20 protein-coding genes and 1 tRNA gene are annotated in these 18,444 nt (G+C 64.4%); 8 read left to right on the top strand and 13 right to left on the bottom strand.

What is annotated here, in order from left to right; genetic code table 11:
• The gene (locus LB529_RS11210; RefSeq protein ID WP_224711104.1) at positions 1–306 is read right to left on the bottom strand and encodes a Rieske (2Fe-2S) protein; all 306 of its coding nucleotides are present in this window, start codon (positions 304–306) and stop codon (positions 1–3) included.
• 96 nt (positions 307–402) lie between these two features.
• On the opposite strand from LB529_RS11210, the gene LB529_RS11205 reads away from it, so the two are divergent.
• The 3 genes from LB529_RS11205 to ilvC all read left to right on the top strand — a co-directional run bounded on the left by LB529_RS11205 (position 403) and on the right by ilvC (position 2,687).
• A complete protein-coding gene (locus tag LB529_RS11205) occupies positions 403–858 on the top strand; it encodes a MarR family winged helix-turn-helix transcriptional regulator (protein WP_224600866.1) in 456 nt (151 codons plus the stop codon).
• Between the two features lie 132 nt (positions 859–990).
• Positions 991–1,641, top strand: coding sequence for a TetR/AcrR family transcriptional regulator (locus LB529_RS11200; RefSeq protein WP_263490954.1), 651 nt, complete (start codon positions 991–993; stop codon positions 1,639–1,641).
• A gap of 26 nt (positions 1,642–1,667) precedes the next feature.
• Entirely contained in the window at positions 1,668–2,687 is a 1,020-nt protein-coding gene (gene ilvC / locus LB529_RS11195; protein ID WP_224711103.1) for a ketol-acid reductoisomerase, read from the top strand.
• Positions 2,688–2,973: 286 nt separating this feature from the next.
• Here the strand turns inward: ilvC and LB529_RS11190 are convergent, their stop codons facing one another.
• Positions 2,974–3,258: a PilZ domain-containing protein gene (locus LB529_RS11190; RefSeq protein WP_095764807.1), complete on the bottom strand. Its 285-nt coding sequence runs from the start codon at positions 3,256–3,258 to the stop codon at positions 2,974–2,976.
• A 170-nt stretch (positions 3,259–3,428) separates the two neighbouring features.
• On the bottom strand, positions 3,429–4,013 hold the full coding sequence (locus LB529_RS11185) for a BA14K family protein (protein WP_224634266.1): 585 nt from the start codon (positions 4,011–4,013) through the stop codon (positions 3,429–3,431).
• Positions 4,014–4,178: 165 nt separating this feature from the next.
• Here LB529_RS11185 and LB529_RS11180 point away from each other — a divergent pair, with 165 nt between their 5' ends.
• Together LB529_RS11180 and LB529_RS11175 are read left to right on the top strand one after the other, a co-directional pair.
• Positions 4,179–5,291 (top strand): endonuclease/exonuclease/phosphatase family protein, encoded by a 1,113-nt coding sequence (locus LB529_RS11180; protein ID WP_224711102.1) that lies wholly within the window; start codon positions 4,179–4,181, stop codon positions 5,289–5,291.
• Positions 5,292–5,296: 5 nt separating this feature from the next.
• Entirely contained in the window at positions 5,297–6,013 is a 717-nt protein-coding gene (locus LB529_RS11175; RefSeq protein WP_224711214.1) for a hypothetical protein, read from the top strand.
• 73 nt (positions 6,014–6,086) lie between these two features.
• On the opposite strand, the gene LB529_RS11170 is transcribed toward LB529_RS11175, so the two are convergent.
• From LB529_RS11170 to LB529_RS11160, 3 genes are read right to left on the bottom strand one after another with little or no spacing between them, the layout of a single operon-like run.
• Complete coding sequence (locus LB529_RS11170) at positions 6,087–7,304, bottom strand: ABC transporter permease (RefSeq protein WP_224711101.1); 1,218 nt, start codon at positions 7,302–7,304, stop codon at positions 6,087–6,089.
• Positions 7,301–8,005 (bottom strand): ABC transporter ATP-binding protein, encoded by a 705-nt coding sequence (locus LB529_RS11165; RefSeq protein ID WP_224711100.1) that lies wholly within the window; start codon positions 8,003–8,005, stop codon positions 7,301–7,303. Before LB529_RS11165 ends, LB529_RS11170 begins: the two co-directional genes overlap by 4 nt.
• Positions 8,006–8,009: 4 nt before the next feature.
• Positions 8,010–9,296 (bottom strand): efflux RND transporter periplasmic adaptor subunit, encoded by a 1,287-nt coding sequence (locus LB529_RS11160; RefSeq protein ID WP_224711099.1) that lies wholly within the window; start codon positions 9,294–9,296, stop codon positions 8,010–8,012.
• A gap of 132 nt (positions 9,297–9,428) precedes the next feature.
• Here LB529_RS11160 and LB529_RS11155 point away from each other — a divergent pair, with 132 nt between their 5' ends.
• The 3 genes from LB529_RS11155 to LB529_RS11145 all read left to right on the top strand — a co-directional run bounded on the left by LB529_RS11155 (position 9,429) and on the right by LB529_RS11145 (position 12,126).
• Positions 9,429–10,331: a PhzF family phenazine biosynthesis protein gene (locus LB529_RS11155; protein WP_224711098.1), complete on the top strand. Its 903-nt coding sequence runs from the start codon at positions 9,429–9,431 to the stop codon at positions 10,329–10,331.
• A 163-nt stretch (positions 10,332–10,494) separates the two neighbouring features.
• Positions 10,495–10,570, top strand: a tRNA-Lys gene (locus LB529_RS11150).
• Positions 10,571–10,788: 218 nt separating this feature from the next.
• Positions 10,789–12,126, top strand: coding sequence for a hypothetical protein (locus LB529_RS11145; RefSeq protein WP_224711097.1), 1,338 nt, complete (start codon positions 10,789–10,791; stop codon positions 12,124–12,126).
• A 7-nt stretch (positions 12,127–12,133) separates the two neighbouring features.
• Here LB529_RS11145 and cobT read toward each other — a convergent pair whose 3' ends face one another.
• The 7 genes from cobT to cbiE are packed head-to-tail and all read right to left on the bottom strand — an operon-like array spanning position 12,134 to position 18,443.
• On the bottom strand, positions 12,134–13,144 hold the full coding sequence (cobT, locus tag LB529_RS11140) for a nicotinate-nucleotide--dimethylbenzimidazole phosphoribosyltransferase (protein ID WP_224711096.1): 1,011 nt from the start codon (positions 13,142–13,144) through the stop codon (positions 12,134–12,136).
• 24 nt (positions 13,145–13,168) lie between these two features.
• Positions 13,169–13,936, bottom strand: coding sequence for an adenosylcobinamide-GDP ribazoletransferase (locus tag LB529_RS11135; protein ID WP_224711095.1), 768 nt, complete (start codon positions 13,934–13,936; stop codon positions 13,169–13,171).
• Positions 13,933–15,249, bottom strand: coding sequence for a cobyrinate a,c-diamide synthase (locus tag LB529_RS11130; protein ID WP_224711094.1), 1,317 nt, complete (start codon positions 15,247–15,249; stop codon positions 13,933–13,935). The genes LB529_RS11135 and LB529_RS11130 overlap by 4 nt, the downstream gene beginning before the upstream one ends.
• Positions 15,246–16,061 carry a uroporphyrinogen-III C-methyltransferase gene (gene cobA, locus LB529_RS11125; protein WP_224711093.1) on the bottom strand — a complete coding sequence of 272 codons (816 nt, stop codon included), beginning with the start codon at positions 16,059–16,061 and terminating at the stop codon, positions 15,246–15,248. The genes LB529_RS11130 and cobA overlap by 4 nt, the downstream gene beginning before the upstream one ends.
• On the bottom strand, positions 16,058–16,822 hold the full coding sequence (gene cobM / locus LB529_RS11120; protein ID WP_224711092.1) for a precorrin-4 C(11)-methyltransferase: 765 nt from the start codon (positions 16,820–16,822) through the stop codon (positions 16,058–16,060). Before cobM ends, cobA begins: the two co-directional genes overlap by 4 nt.
• A complete protein-coding gene (locus LB529_RS11115; protein ID WP_224516301.1) occupies positions 16,819–17,205 on the bottom strand; it encodes a cobalamin biosynthesis protein in 387 nt (128 codons plus the stop codon). Before LB529_RS11115 ends, cobM begins: the two co-directional genes overlap by 4 nt.
• The gene (gene cbiE, locus LB529_RS11110; protein ID WP_224711091.1) at positions 17,202–18,443 is read right to left on the bottom strand and encodes a precorrin-6y C5,15-methyltransferase (decarboxylating) subunit CbiE; all 1,242 of its coding nucleotides are present in this window, start codon (positions 18,441–18,443) and stop codon (positions 17,202–17,204) included. Before cbiE ends, LB529_RS11115 begins: the two co-directional genes overlap by 4 nt.
• Position 18,444: the final 1 nt, after the last annotated feature.

The raw sequence follows: 18,444 nt of genomic DNA, 5'->3' as shown, positions 1-18,444 counted from the left end.
TCATTCCCCCCAGACATAGTTCAGCGCGCCGTCTTCGACGCGGGTCGACAGGAACATCAGGCGGGAGCCCTTCGGCGCCGGGCCTTCCAGGCGCTCGCCGCTTGCCATGTCGAATTTCGCGCCGTGCCATTGGCAGACAAGTGAGCCGTCCTTGCATTCCAGCGACCCGCCGAAATGCAGGCAGGCATTGGCCGCGGCGCGGATGCGCTCGCCACTGCGCCAGACATGGACCTCGCGGCCGAAGAAGGGCGCGATCAGGCTGCCGGTTTGCGGGATATCGGCGATCTTGCAGATTTCATGTTTCATCGGAGAACTCCATATCGATGCGTTTGCATCTATATAGATGCATTTGCATCGATCGTCAAGCTTGATGCATTTGCATCTATCCGCTAGGCTGCGCCGATGACGAAGAAATCCCCATCGCCCGAAGCCGTCACCGCCTGGGCGCGCCTCATGCGCGTCTCGCGCCAACTGGTCGAAAAGACCGAGGACGCGCTGAAGGCCAGCGGGCTGCCGCCGCTAGGCTGGTATGACGTGCTGCACGAGCTGGCGGAAGCGGGCGAGGGAGGGCTGCGGCCGTTCGAGCTGATCGATCGCGTTCTGTTGGCACAGTACGGCGTTTCAAGGCTGCTGGCCCGGCTGGAAGCGAATGGCCTGGTCGAAAAGCTGCCGGTCTCCGATGACGGCCGGGGCCAGACCGTGCGCATCACGCCAAGCGGTCGGGACATGCGCCGCCGCATCTGGGCCGTCTATGGCGCTTCGATCGCGCAACTGATGGGCGACAGGCTTCCGGCCCAGGACCTGAAGACATTGGCCAGCCTGCTCGGACGGCTTCGCGATCCACCGACGAGCGATTAGCTGCCGAGCTTTTCGCTGTTTCCGCCGGTCATTTTTCGCCGCGCCCCTTGCATCCGAAACCGGAATGCGCAATAAGCCGAACCGTAACGTACGGTACGCATCCGGGCGACCGGAAAAACAGGACAGAACGTGCTGCAGGCAGGCGCCGACATCGACAACAGCGAGACGCTCACCGAGCGCCAGCAGGCCGTTCTGGATGCGGCGCTTCGCCTGCTGGTCGAGGAGGGCGACAACCTGACGATGACCGCGGTGGCGCGGCGGGCAAGCTGCTCCAAGGAAACGCTCTACAAATGGTTCGGCGACCGCGACGGGCTGCTGACGGCGACAGTGCAGTGGCAGGCGTCCAAAGTGCGCGTGGCGCCGGTCGATCGCGAAGGGCTCGACCTTGCTTCGCTGACCGCGAGCCTCGAACGCTTCGCATCCGACTGGCTCAAGGTAATTTCCAGCGACACCTCGATCGCGCTCAACCGTGTCGCGGTCAGCCATGCCGGCTCGGGCAAGGACGATCTCGGCGCCGTCGTGCTGCAGAACGGCCGCTTTGCCTTGGCGAAGCGCCTGAAGCCTGTGCTCGAAGCCGGACGCCAGGCAGGACTGCTCGATTTCGAGGACGCCGAGACGGCGTTCCGGACCTTTTTCGGCCTGGTCGGCCGGGACGTGCAGATTCGTCTGCTGCTCGGCGATCGGGTGGATTTGACTGGGGCGACGATCGGCGGCGATGCCCGCCGCGCGACGCAACAGTTTCTCGCTCTTTTCGGAGCAAAAACCGGGCCGCAGGCCCTCTGATCTTCAAAACGGGAAGGAAGACCACAATGCGTGTCTATTACGATCGTGACGCCGATCTGAACCTCATCAAGGGCAAGAAGGTCGCCATCATCGGCTATGGCAGCCAGGGCCGGGCGCACGCGCTCAATCTCAAGGATTCCGGCGTCAAGGAGATCGCCATCGGCCTGAAGGCCGGCTCGGCGACCGCCAAGAAGGTCGAGGCCGACGGGCTCAAGGTGATGAGCGTGGCGGACGCCGCCAAATGGGCCGACCTGATGATGATGGCGACGCCCGACGAATTGCAGGCCGACATCTACAGAAACGAGATCGCGCCGAACATCCGCGACGGCGCCGCGATCGCCTTCGCGCACGGCCTCAACGTGCATTTCGGCCTGATCGAGCCGAAGGCTTCGGTTGACGTCGTCATGATCGCGCCGAAGGGCCCGGGCCACACGGTGCGCGGCGAATACCAGAAGGGCGGCGGCGTGCCGTGCCTGGTGGCCGTCAACCAGGACGCTTCGGGCAACGCGCTCGACCTCGCGCTCTCCTACGCCTGCGGCGTCGGCGGCGGCCGCTCGGGCATCATCGAGACCAATTTCCGCGAGGAATGCGAGACCGACCTGTTCGGCGAGCAGGTGGTGCTGTGCGGCGGCCTGGTCGAGTTGATCCGCGCTGGTTTCGAGACGCTGGTGGAAGCCGGCTACGCGCCGGAAATGGCCTATTTCGAGTGCCTGCACGAGGTGAAGCTGATCGTCGACCTGATCTATGAAGGCGGCATCGCCAACATGAACTACTCGATCTCGAACACCGCCGAATGGGGCGAATATGTCTCGGGTCCGCGCATCATCACCGCCGAGACCAAGGCCGAGATGAAGCGCATCCTGAAGGACATCCAGACCGGCAAGTTCACCTCGGAATGGATGCAGGAATATCGCGCCGGCCTGTCGCGCTTCAAGGGCATCCGCCGTGGCAACGACAGCCACCAGATCGAGGAAGTCGGCGCCAAGCTGCGCGCGATGATGCCGTGGATCGCCAAGAACAAGCTGGTCGACAAGGCGAAGAACTAAGGCGATCCACGTCTTTTTGCCTGCGCGTCCTCGGGCTTCGCCCTGCGGTCGCGCGGGTGATCGCCGAGAACAAGCTGGTCGACAAGGCGAAGAACTAAGGCGATCCACATCTTTTTGCCTGCGCGTCCTCGGGCTTCGCCCTGCGGTCGCGCGGGTGATCGCCAAGAACAAGCTGGTCGACAAGGCGAAGAACTGATCTTCGATTTCACCGTTGCATCCCATAGGCCGGCGGAGCGATCCGCCGGCCTTCCTTTGCCAAGCAAGCTGGTCGGGTCCGGGATCTAGACTAGCCGTAGTGCCAGTGCGGCTTGGGCTCGGTGCCGGTGAACTCGACGCCGATGCGGTCCTCGCGGCGCCAACGCACCACCGCCCTGTAGCCGATGCCGTCGATCGGCACATAGAGAAGGAATTCGTCCGGCACGCGCGCATCGATCGGCACTTTCAACTCTGCGCCGTTAGCATGCATGTTGCGCACCGTGCATCTGACCTCGGAATTGTTGATGCCGGTCAGGATCGCCGCGCCTTTGAGCACGCGTTGCCTGTGTTGGTTTCTGTGTTCGTTTTCGGCCATGGCGTGCACGTCTCGCACCCCGTTCGCGCGAATCGTCATATTGAGGGACAACGGCATGGATGAATAGCCGCCGCCGATGAATTTAGGGTTATCGGCCAATGGCGGACACAGGTTCGGCAAAATAAAACGGCGCCGCGAAGGGCGCCGTCTCATCCTTCCTGCCGAAGGGCTCAGATATAAGGCGAGATGCACTGCCGGCGCGGGCCGTAATTGGGCTGGAACGTGTTGTCCCAGGCCCGATAGGACCGGTAGCGGTCGTAGCACCATTGGACATGGGCCCGGGAAAGCCGCTCGGTCCGGTAGATGCGCCGCGGCTGAACGTAGCGCGGGTAGGGGTCGTAATAATATGGATCGTAGTAGTTGTTGTAGGCGAGGCTACCCAGGCCCAGGCCTAGCCCAAGCCCCAGAAGGGCGGCGTCACCATTGTCGAAACGCCGATGATGGCGATGATGCCGCCAGCGCCAGTCGCCGCCATCCCAATTGCGGGAGAAATGACGAGAGCGGAAGTCGTCGCCGCGCCATCTGAAATCCCGGCCCCGCCAGTCGCCACCGCGCCGCCAGCGCCAATCATACATCCCCCGCCGGTCGTTGCCGCCGGCCCAGCTGTCGCGGATGGGTATGATGGTTGCCGCCGTGCTGGTTGCGGTCGACAGATCGGGTTGCAGGATCGGGCCGGCCACCGACGGTGCCGTCACGCCGGCAACGAAACCGAGGGCCAGGAGCCCGGATCGAAGGGAAGAGAAAAGCGGTTTCATTTCACTCTCCAAGGAGAAGGCCCCACGCCCAGCACACCCCGGGAAGAGGCCCATTGTTGGAACTTTCCGTCTGAACGGAGGATGAACGGAAAGGTTCCATCAACCATAACGAGTATCGCGCCTGGCTCTTGTTTTCGTCCCCGCTTGCGGGCAAAGGTCACGGCCATGTCGCTTCGGCTTGCCACCTTCAACGTCGAGAACCTGATGAGCAGGTTCGATTTCTCGGGCTATCGCAACCAGCTCAATGAAGACCGCACGCTGGCGCTGTTCGATATCCAGAGCGAGGCCGAATACCGGTTTCTCGAGCAGGCTCGTGCCATCGCCCAGTCCGACGACACGCGCCAGCTGACGGCGCTCGCCATAGCAGCCACCCGCGCCGACATCATCTGCATGCAGGAGGTCGACAATATCGAGGCGCTGAAGGCTTTCGAATATGGCTATCTGTTCAAGATGATCGGCCAGGGCTACCGGCAGAAATACACCACCGCCGGTAACGATACGCGCGGCATCGATGTCGCGGTGATGATGCGCAACGAAACAGCGCAAGGGCAGCCGATCGACTTCGTGCGCATGACCAGCCATGCCTATGTCACCTTCGAACAGTTCGGCCTGTTCACGCCGGAGCTCGCCGCGCTCGGCTATCTCGCCAATGAGCGTGTCTTTCGCCGCGACTGCCTGGAGATCGACCTGAGGGTCGGCGGCGCGCCGTTGACGCTCTATCTGGTGCATTTCAAATCGATGGGGCCGCCGCGCAACGGGCTGGATGGCCGCCAGGCGTCGATGCCGCTGCGCATCGCGGAAGCGCAAGCGGTGCGCCGCATCGTCGAGGAGCGTTTCGGCAAGGACCATGCCGCCGACAAACGCTGGGCGATCTGTGGCGACATGAACGATTACCGGCAGCGCGTGAAGATCGATGGCGACGCCATCGACGGCTACCGTTTCGAGGTCATAGACGAAGCCCGGTCCTCGATCGATGTGCTCACCGCCGGTGGCTTTTGCGAGAATGTTGTCGAGCGGCGTCCGGAGATGGACCGCTGGAGCTTCTACCATACGCGCGGCCCGGAGGAGCGGCACCTTTGCCAGCTCGACTATATCCTGCTGTCGAAGGCGCTGGCCGCGAAGAACGCCACCGCCGTTCCCGACATCATCCGCAATGGCCAGCCCTGGCGCACCATCTTTCCGCCCGGACAGGAGGTCGAACGTTTCCCGCGCGCGGGCTGGGACAGGCCGAAAGCGTCGGACCACTGCCCGGTGGCGATCACACTGGACATGGCATGAAGCTGTTGAGTTTCGACCTGCCGCGCAACGTCATCCTTCCGGTCGATGCGGTCGACGTCCGCCTCGATCCCGGCCCACATCCCTTCGCGCTGAGCAATGCGGCAGCCATCGCCGAGAACTGGCGGCGGGAGATCGCCGCCAATCCGGCATTGTTCGATGGCGCTGTGGTGCTGCTTGCCGAGCTTGCCTACCGCGACGGTCGCCTCGTCGGCCGCTGCCACGCAGTCAACTATTCGACGTTCATGCTGTGGCGCAAGCGGCGCGAGAATTCCGGCGCCGAGCACGCCTACGCGCATGCCGTGCTGGTCGCCGGCGACAATGCGCTGGTCGCGATCCGCATGGGGCCGCACACTGTCAATGCCGGCCGCGTCTATTTCGCCGCCGGCTCCTTCGAGCCGATCGATTTCCGCGACGGACTGGTCGATGTCGACTTCAACATGATCCGCGAGGTGAGGGAGGAGACCGGGCTCGATCTTTCTGCGGCCGAGCGCGGACAGCGCTATCACGCGCTATCGATGGCAAGCGGCACGGTGATCTTCCGCCGCTACCGGGTGGCCGAGCCGGCCGACGAGCTGGCGCGGCGCATCAGCGCCTTCGTCGCTACCGAAACAGACCCGGAGATCGAAGGGCCGGTGATCATCCGCCACGCCGGCGATCTGCCCGCCGGCCTGATGCCGCACATGAAGCCGCTGGTCGAGTGGCATTTCGGCGGCGATCGTTAGCAGCACCCCCCGCTCTTTCAGCGCCGCCTCACCGCAAGATCAGGGGGCACAGGCGCGGAACGTTGTTTTCTGACTATTCATGCCTCAGCGCATCGATCGGATCGAGGCGGGCGCCGCGCAGCGCCGGGAAAAAGCCGAACACCATGCCGATCAGCGCCGAAAAGCCAACGGCGAGCAGGACGACGGCGGGACTTGGCGCGAACGGTATCGTCAGCGCCATCGAGGCGAGGCCGGCCAGCGACAGGCCGATCAGGATGCCGATGATGCCGCCAAAGAGCGACAGCACCGTCGCCTCGACCAGGAACTGGATGAGGATATGTTTTTCGTGCGCGCCGATCGCCAGCCGGATGCCGATCTCGCGCGTCCGCTCGGTGACCGAGACCAGCATGATATTCATGATGCCGATGCCGCCGACCAGCAGGCTGACGCCGGCGACTGCGCCCAGCATGCCGGTCATGGTGGTGGTGGCGCTGGTCATCGCATCGGCGATCTGGGTCATGTCGCGGATGGCGAAATCGGGATCGCGGTCGGGCGTGATACGGCGTGTGTCGCGCAAAATGTCCTCGACGCGCGGCTGCAGCTCGGTGGTCGGGGTGCGGTCGTCGGCGGCGATATAGATGTTGTCGATATCGCGGTTGCCGGCGATGCGCCGTTGATAGGCGTGCAGCGGCATCAGCACGACATTGTCCTGGTCCTGGCCGAAGCCGGTATAGCCCTTGGGCTCGAGCAGGCCGATGATCTTGCAGGAGGTGCGGTTGACGCGGATGATCTCGCCTTCCGGATCGCCGGCGCCGAAGAATTGCTGGCGCACGGTTTCGCCGATCAGGCACACACCCGCGCCGGCGCGCGTTTCGGAATCGCTGAACGGCCGACCGGAGACCAGTTTCCAGTCGCGGGCGTCGAGATAGGCGCTGTCGGTGCCGGTCACGCCCGAGGTCAGGCTTTCGGTGCCGAAGATGACGCGGACCTGCTTTTGCGAGGCCGCCGAAATCGCGCGGGCGCCGCTCAGATGCGCGACGAGCGCGGCGACATCCTTTTCGGCCAGCGGCCGCACCGCCTGGTCGAGCCCTCCCGGTCCGCCGGGGCCTGCCGGCCGGCCGGCGCGGACGACGAGCAGGTTGCTGCCGAGCTTGGAAATATCGGCCTTGACCTTCTCCGTCGTGCCGGAGCCGATGGTGAGCATGGCGATGACGGCGGCGACGCCGATGACGATGCCAAGCAGCGTCAGGAACGAGCGCAATACGTTGCGGCGGATCGAGCGCAGCGAGAGGCGGACGGTCTCCCAGGTCATGCCGCTTGCTCCGCTAAGGTGTCGGAGGCGACATGGCCGTCGAGGAAACGGACGGTGCGGCCGGCATAGTTCGCGACGTCGGCCTCATGCGTGACCATGACGATGGAGAGCCCGAACTCGGCATTGAGCCTGGTCAGCAGCTCCATGATCTCGTGCGTGCGCGCGGTGTCGAGGTTGCCGGTCGGTTCGTCGGCGACAAGCAGCGTCGGCCTGGTGACGATGGCGCGGGCGATCGCCACGCGCTGCTGCTGGCCGCCGGAAAGCTCGGCCGGCGTGTGGTGCTCGCGCCCGACCAGTCCGACCTCGGCCAGCGCCTGCATGGCGAGATCGCGGCGCTCGCGCGCGGCAACGCCGCGATAGATCAGCGGCAGCTCGACATTTTCCGCGGCGGTCGTGCGCGGCAGCAGATTGTAGCCTTGGAAGACGAAGCCGACATAAAGGTTGCGCAAAAGCGCGCGGCGGTTGCGGTCGAGGCGGCCCGCATCGATGCCCATGAAACAGTAGGTTCCGGCCGTCGGCGTATCGAGGCAGCCGATGATGTTCATCGCCGTCGATTTGCCCGAGCCCGAGGGACCCATGATGGCGACGAATTCGCCGCGCCGGATGGCGAGATCGACGCCGGCCAGCGCGTGCACGCGAGCCTCGCCCTCGCCATAGCTCTTCCAGACCTTGTCGAAGGTGATGAGCAGGGGAGCCGACATTTCGTCAGCTCCGCTGCTGCGCGCCGGTGATGACTTGCGCGCCTTCGTCGAGGCCGGAGGTGATCTCGGTCAGCTCGCCGTCGGTCGAGCCGATCCTGACGTTGACCGGACGCGGCCGGCCGTTCTCCAGCACATAGAGCGTGCGCGAGCCGTCGGTCGGCGCCTTCGTTGCCTCGCGCTGCCGATTGGGGCGGCCCATGCGGCCGGTGAAGAGGTCGCTAAGGCTCCAGCCGCGCGTCGCCTGTTGCATCGGGCGATAGCGGAAGGCGGTAGAGGGAACGGTAAGCACGCCCTTGGCCTGCCGGGTCACAACCGAGACCGTGGCCGTCATACCGGGCCGCAAGAGAAGCTCGCCATTGTCGACTTCGAGGCGGGCATTGTAGGTGACAACGCCGTCGGTGGTGACCGAGGCATAGGAGATGTCGCGGATCTCGGCGTCGAAGGGTCGGTCCGCGAACGCGTCGACGGTGAATCGGGCATGCTGGCCTGGCTTGACCTGGCCGATATCGGCCTCGTCGACCGCGGCCTGCAATTCCATGTTGCGAAGGTCGGCGGCGATGACGAAGAGCACCGGCGCCTGCAGCGAGGACGCGACCGTCTGGCCGGGATCGACCGAGCGCGTCAGCACGATGCCGTCGATCGGCGCATAGATGGTGCTCTTGGCGAGATCGGTCTGCTGTGCCTTGAGATCTGCCCGGGCGATGGCGAGATTGGCTTCGGCGCTGTCGAGCGCCGCCTTCGAGCGGTCGCGCGTCGCAGTCGCCGCTTCGAGCGATTGGTCCGTCGCCATCCCGCGCTTGGTCAGCGCGCTTGCGCGCACAACCGCGTTCTCGTTCTCCTGCAAGGTAACCTTGGCGTCCTCGACGGCGGCCTCCGCCGCCCTGGCGGAGGCGGTGGCGCGCTCGATCTGGACTTCGAGCTTGGCGGTGTCGAGCGTCGCCAGCACGTCGCCCTTCTTGACCTGCTGGTTTTCATTGACCGCGACCGAGCGGACGATGCCGGAAAGCTCGCTGGAGATATCGACCTGGGTCAGCGGCTGCAGCGTGCCGGTGGCCGATACCGCGACGGTGAGGTCGGCGATCGCCGCGGGCACTGTGGTGTATTCGATCCTGGGAGGTGCTGCGGCATACCATCGATAGAGGGCAATGCCGGCGGCGATGATCGCTATCGCCAGCAGCGCGTAGAGCCAGAAGCGGCGACGCTTGCGGCTTACTCCCTTGCGGTCGAGCCCGAGCGCTGCCTCTATGGAAGTACCGGATTCCGCGTTTGGCGGATTGACAAGCTGGTCCACGCCGGACCCCTATGCTGAAAATGGATGTCCCTATCCGTCCACAAATCAGGCCTTAAGGTTCGAATTTCAAATTAAATTTCCCTCATGTTGGGAGTGAGGCAGAAATTCGGGGCGAGGCGAAAGGTTTTCTCCATGGCGCGCAATTACTTGCTTTACGATGTGTTTACCACCGAAAGGCTGGCCGGAAATCCGCTCGCGGTGGTGCTGGACAGCGACGGGCTCGACATTGCCGGCATGCAGGCGGTCGCGCGCGAATTCAATCTGTCTGAGACAGTGTTCGTGCTGCCTCCCGACAATCCGAAGCATCGCAACCGCATACGCATCTTCACGCCCGACTATGAGATGCCTTTCGCGGGGCATCCGACGGTCGGCTCGGCGATCGCGCTGGCCGAACTCGCCGGGGAGGCCGCCGGCATCTTCGTGTTGGAGGAGAATATCGGACCGGTGCGTTGCGCGGTGAGCAAGCATGACGGCTCGACCTTCGCCGAGTTCGACCTGGCGAAACTGCCTGAACCGCTGGAGCTCAAAGCTGACCCGGAAGCGATCGGCGCGGCGCTCGGCCTTGCCCCGCACGAGATCGGCTTCGAGAATCACCGCGTCGCCTTCTGGTCGGCCGGCGTGCCTTATGTGACGATTCCGGTTGCCGGGTTGGAAGAAGCGGCCAAGATCAGGCTCGACAACCAGGTATGGTCGGAATTGGCACCCCGCAAAAGCGAATGGGCCTTCGCCAGCCCCTATGTCTATTGTCGCGAGACGGTGCATCACGACAGCGCCTTCCATGTGCGCATGATCGTGCCCGGCACCCCTTCCTATGAGGACCCGGCAACGGGTTCCGCCGCAGCCGCCTTTGCTGGCGCCATCATGCATTTCGACGCCCCGACCGACGGCATCTCGCAGCTCTGGATCGAGCAGGGGCTGGAAATGGGCCGGCCGTCGCGCATCCGGCTCGAGCTCAATGTCGATGGCGGGAAACTGGCCTCCGCGCGCATTGGCGGCCACGCGGTCAAGGTGGCTGAAGGCAAGCTATTCGTGTGACACCTGCGGGCTTTTTTGGCAGGCATGATCTTTTCCCGAAAAACCGGAATCCACTTTTCGCGATCATGCCGTGTCGATTTGTCGGGAAATGATCCGGCAGGGCCTAGACACAGCCGAAAGCGGCGGCTATATGCGCCGCCGACGCTGAGTTTTCCGGCGGTGTGGGTGTGTAGCTCAGTTGGTAGAGCAGCTGACTCTTAATCAGCGGGTCCACAGTTCGATCCTGTGCACACCCACCATTTTCCTTTGCTTCGAAAGACGGTTCCAGATTAGCCAAAGCGCGAGCCGCTTTGCGGTCAGACCGCGTTCAGATCATTGCTTAACCCGCCGAGGTCAATTCGATCGTATGGTGAGCAGTCGCAATTTACAGACTCTAGCTGCATTAAGCGTTGTTCCTTGTGGGTAAGCTCTACGTGTGCTTCCTTCAACGCCTTGGGATTCTTAGTGGGGGAGAACGATGGCTGTAGAGCACTATTTACAAGTACCGAGGGTAAAAGATCATGGACTAATAGCGTTCTTTCGTCAGCTTGCCGCGCTCTTGGAGGCCGAGGTGGTTTTTGTTCGACAATTCGGCTCCGCCAAGGGAGTGCAGATAGATTTGGGAGGCGATAACACAGAATTTGAACCGTATGCGAGTTCAAGCGCCTATACAATACAAAATATTTCTGTGTCGCGTAATAGATTCACCGTTTCAGTTTCGCGAGATGGTGATTCTCAAAATTTCATTTTTGACCGAATCAGAACTCACAATGCACAAAGTGACCATCCGCCCGTCGGCAATCCAATTGACGAAGATACTTTGTCGAAGGTAAATAATCTTACTAGTACGCTATTCCTGAGTTCTGTTGAAGCTTCCGCCCAAATATATTCGGATCCAGATACCTATAAAGAGCTTCTCTCCTCACATCAGCGGATGATCGAGAGAATGCAGGAATCCGTTATCGCCGTTGGGGAGCAGGTTGTTTCAGAGCGAATTCGCCTTGAAAAGGAAGTCGCTCAACGCATGACGGTTCTTGAAGCAGACTTCGAAAAGCGGAAAACCCTGGCAGAACAGTCGCTAGACGACGCGCGTAAATCGTTGACGCAACGAGAGGAGCAACTACAGACTCGAGCCAAAGAGCTAGATGACAGAGATCACATTCATGCAAGGCGCCAACTGAGAGAGCAGATAACGAGTGGGATAGCGACTCGTCTCATGAGTTCGATGGTTCCAACGCGAACCTCATTAATTGGATGGAGCGTTCTCATACTCACGCTGATTGGAGCGACGTTTCTTGCGATCACATCAATGTACTCACTGCAGGAATTTTCTCAGATCTTGCAAACCGCAGTTCAAAGCGCTGCTTCGAAAATGGAGTCGCCGGACGACAAACTCGCTATTGCGCGCGTTCAATCCAACCAGGCGTGGGTCGTTCTCGCAAGAGCTGCAGTTACGGGGATTGGTGCGGTTGCGTTCCTTGTCTATGCGATTGCCTGGCTCAAGAACATCTATCATGATCGACTACGCGCTCATCGCGACCTTGAACGATATTCTATCGACCTCAACCGAGCTAGTTGGGCCGTTGAAACGATAATGGAAGCCAAACACGATGGATCGACTATTCCGGACATATTGGTTGCGGGTGTTTCGAGAAATCTGTTTGGCGAAGGAGACAGGTCGCCTGATAGTCACGGATCAGAAACGCTTAGCTCTCTTCTTCGGGCATCAACCAAAGCCAAAATCGGCCCTACAGGAGCCGAGTTCGAAATGACTAGTCGTGGCGCTCGCAAGCTCGCAGATGAGCTAGATAGTTAGGGAACCTTCACTTTTCAGAAACCCCGGCTTCGGCAAAGCTCGCCATCTTCGCGTGGCATTCCAGTGCCGAACGCACGATGTTGACGGCAAGGCAGGCGCCGGAGCCTTCGCCGAGCCGCATGCCGAGATCGAGCAGCGGCGGCAGGCCGAGCGCCTCGAGCAGGCGGCGGTGGCCGGCTTCGGCCGAGACATGGGCGGCGATGGTGTGGGCCAGCCCGGTCGGATGCAGCCTCGCCAGAGGTGCTGCGGCTGCGGTGCAGACGAAGCCGTCAAGCAGCACCGGCACGTTGTTCTTGCGTGCGGCGAGTGTGGCGCCGAGGATTGCAGCCAGCTCGCGCCCGCCAAGGGCGGCAGCGATCTTCAGCGGGTCGGAGAGCGCATCGGCATGGCGCTTGAGGCCGGCCTCGATGGCCACGACCTTGCGCAGCAGCCCGGCATCGTCGACGCCGGTGCCGCGGCCGGTCCATTTTTCCGCGCCGCCGCCGAAAAGCGCCGTCGAGATCGCCGCCGCCGGCGTGGTGTTGCCGATGCCCATCTCGCCGAAGCAGACGAGGTCGAGATCCTTGGTTACCGTGTCGTAGCCGGCCGAGACGGCGGCGAGGAACGCCTTTTCGTCCATCGCCGGCATTTGCGTGAAATCGCCGGTCGGATGGTCGAGATCGAGCGGGATGACGTCGAGCTTGGCGCCGGCAATGCGGGCAAGCTGGTTGATGGCCGCGCCGCCGCCGGCGAAGTTCGCCACCATCTGTACCGTGACTTCCGAAGGATAGGCCGACACGCCCTGCGCGGTGACGCCGTGATTGCCGGCGAAGACGACGACCTTCACATGGTCGAGCTTCGGCATGTCGAGGGCCTGCCAGCGGCCGAGCCAGGCGGCGATCGTTTCCAGCCGTCCGAGACTGCCCTGCGGTTTGGTCAGCGTGTCCTGGCGCCTCGCGACGGCGCTGGCGGCCGCATCGCTGCCGGACGGGAGGTCGAGGCAGGCGGCGCGAAGGTCTTCGAGGGATTTGAAGCTCATGGGGGCAAGGTCTCCGAAAGTGAATCAGGAAAGGCAGATGGAAGCGACGAGCAGCACGGCGATCTCGCCGAGCTGCTGCAGCGCGCCGATCGTGTCGCCGGTCTGCCCGCCGATCTGGCTGAGGCAAAGAGCGCGGAACGCCATGAAGACCAGGCCGAGCAGGATCAGCGCCGCGATCGTGCCGCCAAGGCCGAGCGCCAGCAGCGCCACGGCGCCGAGCGCGGCGCCGATGACTGCGGTTTCGGCGGTGACGGTGCCGGCGCCCGCCGACAGGCCGTCGCTGCGGGCCGGCGGCAGAAGATGCATAAAGGCGCCGAACAGGCCGCGCGAGCCGGCATGCGCGGCAAGCAGCGCCAGGAATACGTGGCCTGGACCGGCGAGTGCGGAAAGAGCGCTCCAGCGGATGAGCAGTGACAGCCCAAGCGCGGCCGCGCCATAGGCGCCGATGCGGCTGTCGCGCATGATCTCCAGTTTCCTGTCGCGCGTCCTGCCGCCCCAAAAGCCGTCGGCGATATCGGAAAGCCCGTCCTCGTGCAGGCAGCCGGTGACGAGCATCGTCGCGGCGAGGGTGAGCGCCGCAGCCGGGCCGCTGGCAAGACCCAAACTGTAGGCGATGGCGTAGACGAGCGCGCCGATGATCGCCACCGCGAGACCGGCGAAGGGCGCCGCCCAGATCGCATCCGCGAGGCTGCGGCCGCCGAAATCGCTTGAGGGCAATCTCAATCTGGTGAAGAAGACGAGGCTGAGGCCGATATCGTCAAGCACTTGCCGGGGCGCGGAAGGGCCGCTCATGCGCCCCTCGCAATGGCATGGAAGAAGGTGCCGCTGATATGGCCGCGCCGGTAGCCGGAGGCGCCGAGCGGATTGCCCTGGCCGTCGGCGAGATCGGCCAAGGGCTCGTCATTGCCGGTGCCCGTCATCTGCGCGTAGTGGAATTCGTGACCGCGGATCAGCGTGCCCTCCGGTCCCAACGGACAGGCGGCGCGCAGCCGCGCCTCGCGATAGCCGAGATTCATCTTGCGTTTGGCGAAGCTGGTCGAATGGCCAAGCAGGCCAAGCATCTTGTGGCTCTCGCCCTCCGCGTCTTCCAGCACTTCGCCCAGCACCATGAAGCCGCCGCACTCGCCGTGAACCGGCTTTGCCGCCGCAAAGCGCGCCATTCCTGCCTGGAAGTTGGTCGCGGCTGCGAGCTTGCCGGCATGCAGCTCGGGATAGCCGCCGGGCAGCCAGCAGACATCGCAGTCGGGCGAGGGCGCCTCGTCGGCAAGCGGCGAGAAAGGCACGATCTCGGCGCCTGCCTTGCGCCAATGCGAGGCGACATGCGGATAGAGGAAGGTGAAGGCGGCGTCCTCGGCGAGCGCGATGCGCTGCCCGGGCGGCCGCAAGGCATCGCCAAAATCGCCGGTCGCCGGTTCCAGCGGGGTGGCCAGCGCCAGGATGGCGTCGATGTCGAGCGACTTCTCGACCATGTCGGCCAGCCGGTCGAGATGCGCCATCAGGTTCTCGTATTCGCCGGCCTGGACGAGGCCGAGATGCCGCTCCGGCAGGTTGAGCGTCGGATCGCGCAGGATGGCGCCGACCACGGGCAGGCCGATCGCCTCGATGGCGTCGCCGGACAGGCGGCGATGGCGTTCGCTGCCGAGCCGGTTGAGAATGACACCGGCCATGCGCACGTCCGGATCGTAGGTGGCAAACCCCTTGGCCACTGCCGCCGCCGTGGTCGACTGCCCGGAAACGTCGAGCACCAGAAGTACAGGCAGGCCGTAGAGGCGGGCGAGATCGGCAGCCGAGCCGGTGCGGCCTTGCGGCGCGGGGATGCCGTCGAACAGGCCCATCGCGCTTTCAAGGATAATGTATTCGGCGTCGTCCGCGGCTTCGGCCGCTAGCGCATTGAGCAGAGAAGGCGACATCGCCCAGCTGTCGAGGTTGACGCCTGACAGGCCGGTCGCGGCGGCGTGGAAGCCCGGGTCGATATAGTCCGGTCCGGACTTCGCGCCGCGCACTTTCAGCCCGCGCCGCGCAAGCGCACGCAACAGGCCGATGGTGACGCTGGTCTTGCCCGAGCCGGAGCGCGGCGCGCCGATGATGATTGCGCGCGCCGTCATGCGCCGCCCGTCAGTGCCGCGCGCATGGCGACGATGCCGCCGACAACGATCAGCGCCGGCGAAGCGAGCCCGGCGGCCGCGGCCTCGTCAGCGATGTTGGCGAGCGTGGCGACCACGATGCGCTCCTGCGGCGTGGTTGCCGCCACGATCACGGCGGCCGGGGTCGATGGCGCGAGGCCGCCCTCGAGCAGCTTTGCCGCGATCACCGGCAAATTGGCCATGCCCATATAGACGACGACCGGCTGTCCGGTGCGGGCGATCGCGGTCCAGTCGACATCGTCATCGGTGCCGGCGGCGTGGCCGGTGGCGAGGATCACGGCCTTGTTGATGCCGCGCATGGTGGCGGGAATGCCGGTGGCAGCCAGCGCGCTGAGGCCGGAGGTGAGGCCGGAGAGCACCCGGAACGGAATTTCTTCGCCGGCGAGCGCCAGAGCTTCTTCGCCGCCGCGGCCGAAAATATAGGGGTCGCCGCCCTTCAGGCGCACGACTCGGCGGCCTTCGCGCGCCAGCCGCACGAGAAGCGCGTTGATGTCGTCCTGCTTCATCGAGGGCTGGCCGCCGCGTTTTCCGGCGTAGAAGAGCTCGGCGCCTTGAGCGACCGCCACGACGTCGGGCGAGACCAGCGCGTCATAGACCAGCGCATCGCATTGCCCAAGTGCCGCCAGCACCTCCAGCGTCAGGCAGCCGGGGTCGCCGGGGCCGGCGCCTGCCAGCCAGACATGGCCTGGCTCAAGCTCGCGCAGCTTGAAGTTCAGCCGCGCCAGCGCCTGCTCCACATTTGCCCGTCCGTTCGTATTGGCGCTGCCGTTCACAATCCGTCCCGTCCACGAAAACGCCGCTGGTAATGGGCGTCGTACAATGAGCTTTCGCCGAAATCCTGCGCGGCGAGAGCGCTGCCGACGAAGATGATCGCCGTGCGTTCCATCGGGTTTTCCGCCAATTGCGCTTCGATGGTGCCCAGCGTGCCGGTCAGGATGCGCTCGTCCGGCCAGGAGGCGCGGAAGACGACCGCGACCGGACACTCGGCGCCGTAAAGCGGCGTCAGATCCGCGACGATGCGGTCGATGGCGTGGATGGCGAGATGAATGGCAAGCGTGGCGCCGGTGCGGCCGAAGCCGGCCAGCGTCTCGCCCGGCGGCATTTTCGAGGCGCGGCCGGAGACGCGGGTCAGCACCAGGCTTTGCGCGAGTTCGGGAATGGTGAGCTCGCGGCGAAGCGCGGCCGCCGCCGCCGCGAAGGAGGGGACGCCTGGGGTCAATGTGTAGGGGATGCCGTGCTTTTCCAGGCGCCTGATCTGTTCGGCCACCGCGCTCCACACCGAAAGATCGCCGGAATGCAGGCGCGAGACGTCCTGGCCGGCCTTGTGCGCGGCGACATATTCGGCCTCGATCTCGTCAAGCGACATCGGCGCAGTGTCGATCAATTTGGTGCCTGGCGCGCAATGCTCGAGCAGCTCCGGAGCCACGATCGAGCCGGCATAGAGGCAGACCGGGCAACTGGCCAGCAGCCGGGCGCCGCGCAGAGTGATGAGATCGGCCGCACCTGGACCGGCGCCGATGAAATGGATGGTCATGGCGCATCTCCGCTGATGGCGATGGCGCAGGTGACCGGACCGAGCACGATGCGCGGTCCAAACAGTTTCGCACCTTTTCCGGCCGCGGCCAGGGCCGAGGCTTCCGAAACCGAAGGCGTGCCGGCCTCGGCCTGCGACGCGTCGGAGCGACTGACTGTGCCGGACGAGACGGATTGCAGTGCGGCGTCGGAGATGACGAGCACGGGGAGGTCGAGGTCTCGGGCGGCAAGGAAGATCGCCGGCTCATCGCGCTTGATTTCACCCGTCGCCAATGCAGAAAGCGCCGTCATCGTAAGCCCATGCGCCTCAAGCGCGGTCTCGATCGCGGCGCGAACGTCGCCCGCCGTCACACCTTTGCGGCTGCCGATACCTGCGACCATCATGGCTTGACCCAGCTCCACTGCGTGACCGGCATGGCCGGTCGCCACGCCTGCATCGAGCCGACAGGCGCCGCGCGCGACAGGGCGATGCGGGTCAGGTCGCCGCCGCGTCTGTTGTGCTGGTCGAGCAGCAGCGCCTCCATCTCCAGCGTCACCGCATTGGCGACGAGCCGGCCGCCGGGACGGAGCGCCTTGATTGCCTTCTCCAGCACGCCGGCATCGCTGCCGCCGCCGCCGATGAAGATGGCATCGGGCGTCTCCAATTTTGCCAGCGCCTTAGGCGCGGCGCCCTCGATCACGACGAGGCCGGGCACGCCGCAATGCGCGGCGTTGCGGGCGATGCGGGCGGCGCGTTCTGCGTTAGCCTCGATGGCGATGGCGCGCAGCGAGGAATGCGCCAGCATCCATTCAATACCGATCGAGCCCGAGCCGGCGCCGATATCCCAGAGCAATTCGCCGCGCCGCGGCGCCAGTGCCGACAGCGTGATAGCGCGGATCTCGCGCTTGGTGATCTGGCCGTCATGCTCGAACAGATGATCGGCAAGGCCGACGGTCAGAGGCAGGACGCGGGCATCCGGTGTTGATTCAATTTCAATCGCCAGCACGTTGAGCGGATTGACGTTTTCGAGATCGAAGGCTTCGGCGCGAGCGGTGCGGCGTGCCTCATCCTGCCCACCGAGTGCTTCGAGGACCGTCAGTCGCGAAGGGCCGAAACCGAGCTCGTCGAGCAGTGCGGCGATGGCCGCCGGCGCGTCGGCGTCGGAGGTGAGCGCCAGGATACGCGCGCCGGAATGGAGCAGAGGCCGGATCAGGTCGATCGAATGGCCGTGCAGCGAGATTGTCTCCACGTCCTGCAATGCCCAGCCGAGACGGGACGCGGCCAGCGACAGAGACGAGGGCGCCGGCAGGACGAGCATTTGCTCCGGCTTGACCTTGCGGGCCAGCGTGGCGCCGACACCATGGAAAAACGGGTCGCCGGACGCCAGCACGCAGACCTTTTTGCCCGCGATCGCCAGCACGTCGCGCATTTCGGCATCGAAGGGCGTCGGCCACGGGCGCGCTTCGCCCTTGGCCAGCGACGCGACAAGGCTGAGATGCCGCTTGCCGCCGAAGACGATCTCGGCCTCGGCAATCCGCTGCTTGGCCTCGTCGCCGAGACCCGCTACACCGTCCTCGCCGATGCCGACGATGGTGAGCCATTTTGAGGCTGGCTTGGCGGCGCGCGGACCCTTAGCAGGCATG

Origin of the sequence: Mesorhizobium sp. CA5 (assembly GCF_020165105.1) — a bacterium.
GTDB lineage: Bacteria > Pseudomonadota > Alphaproteobacteria > Rhizobiales > Rhizobiaceae > Mesorhizobium.
The sequence above is the reverse complement of the archived record's forward strand: the minus strand, read 5'-3'. Positions and strand labels throughout refer to the sequence as shown.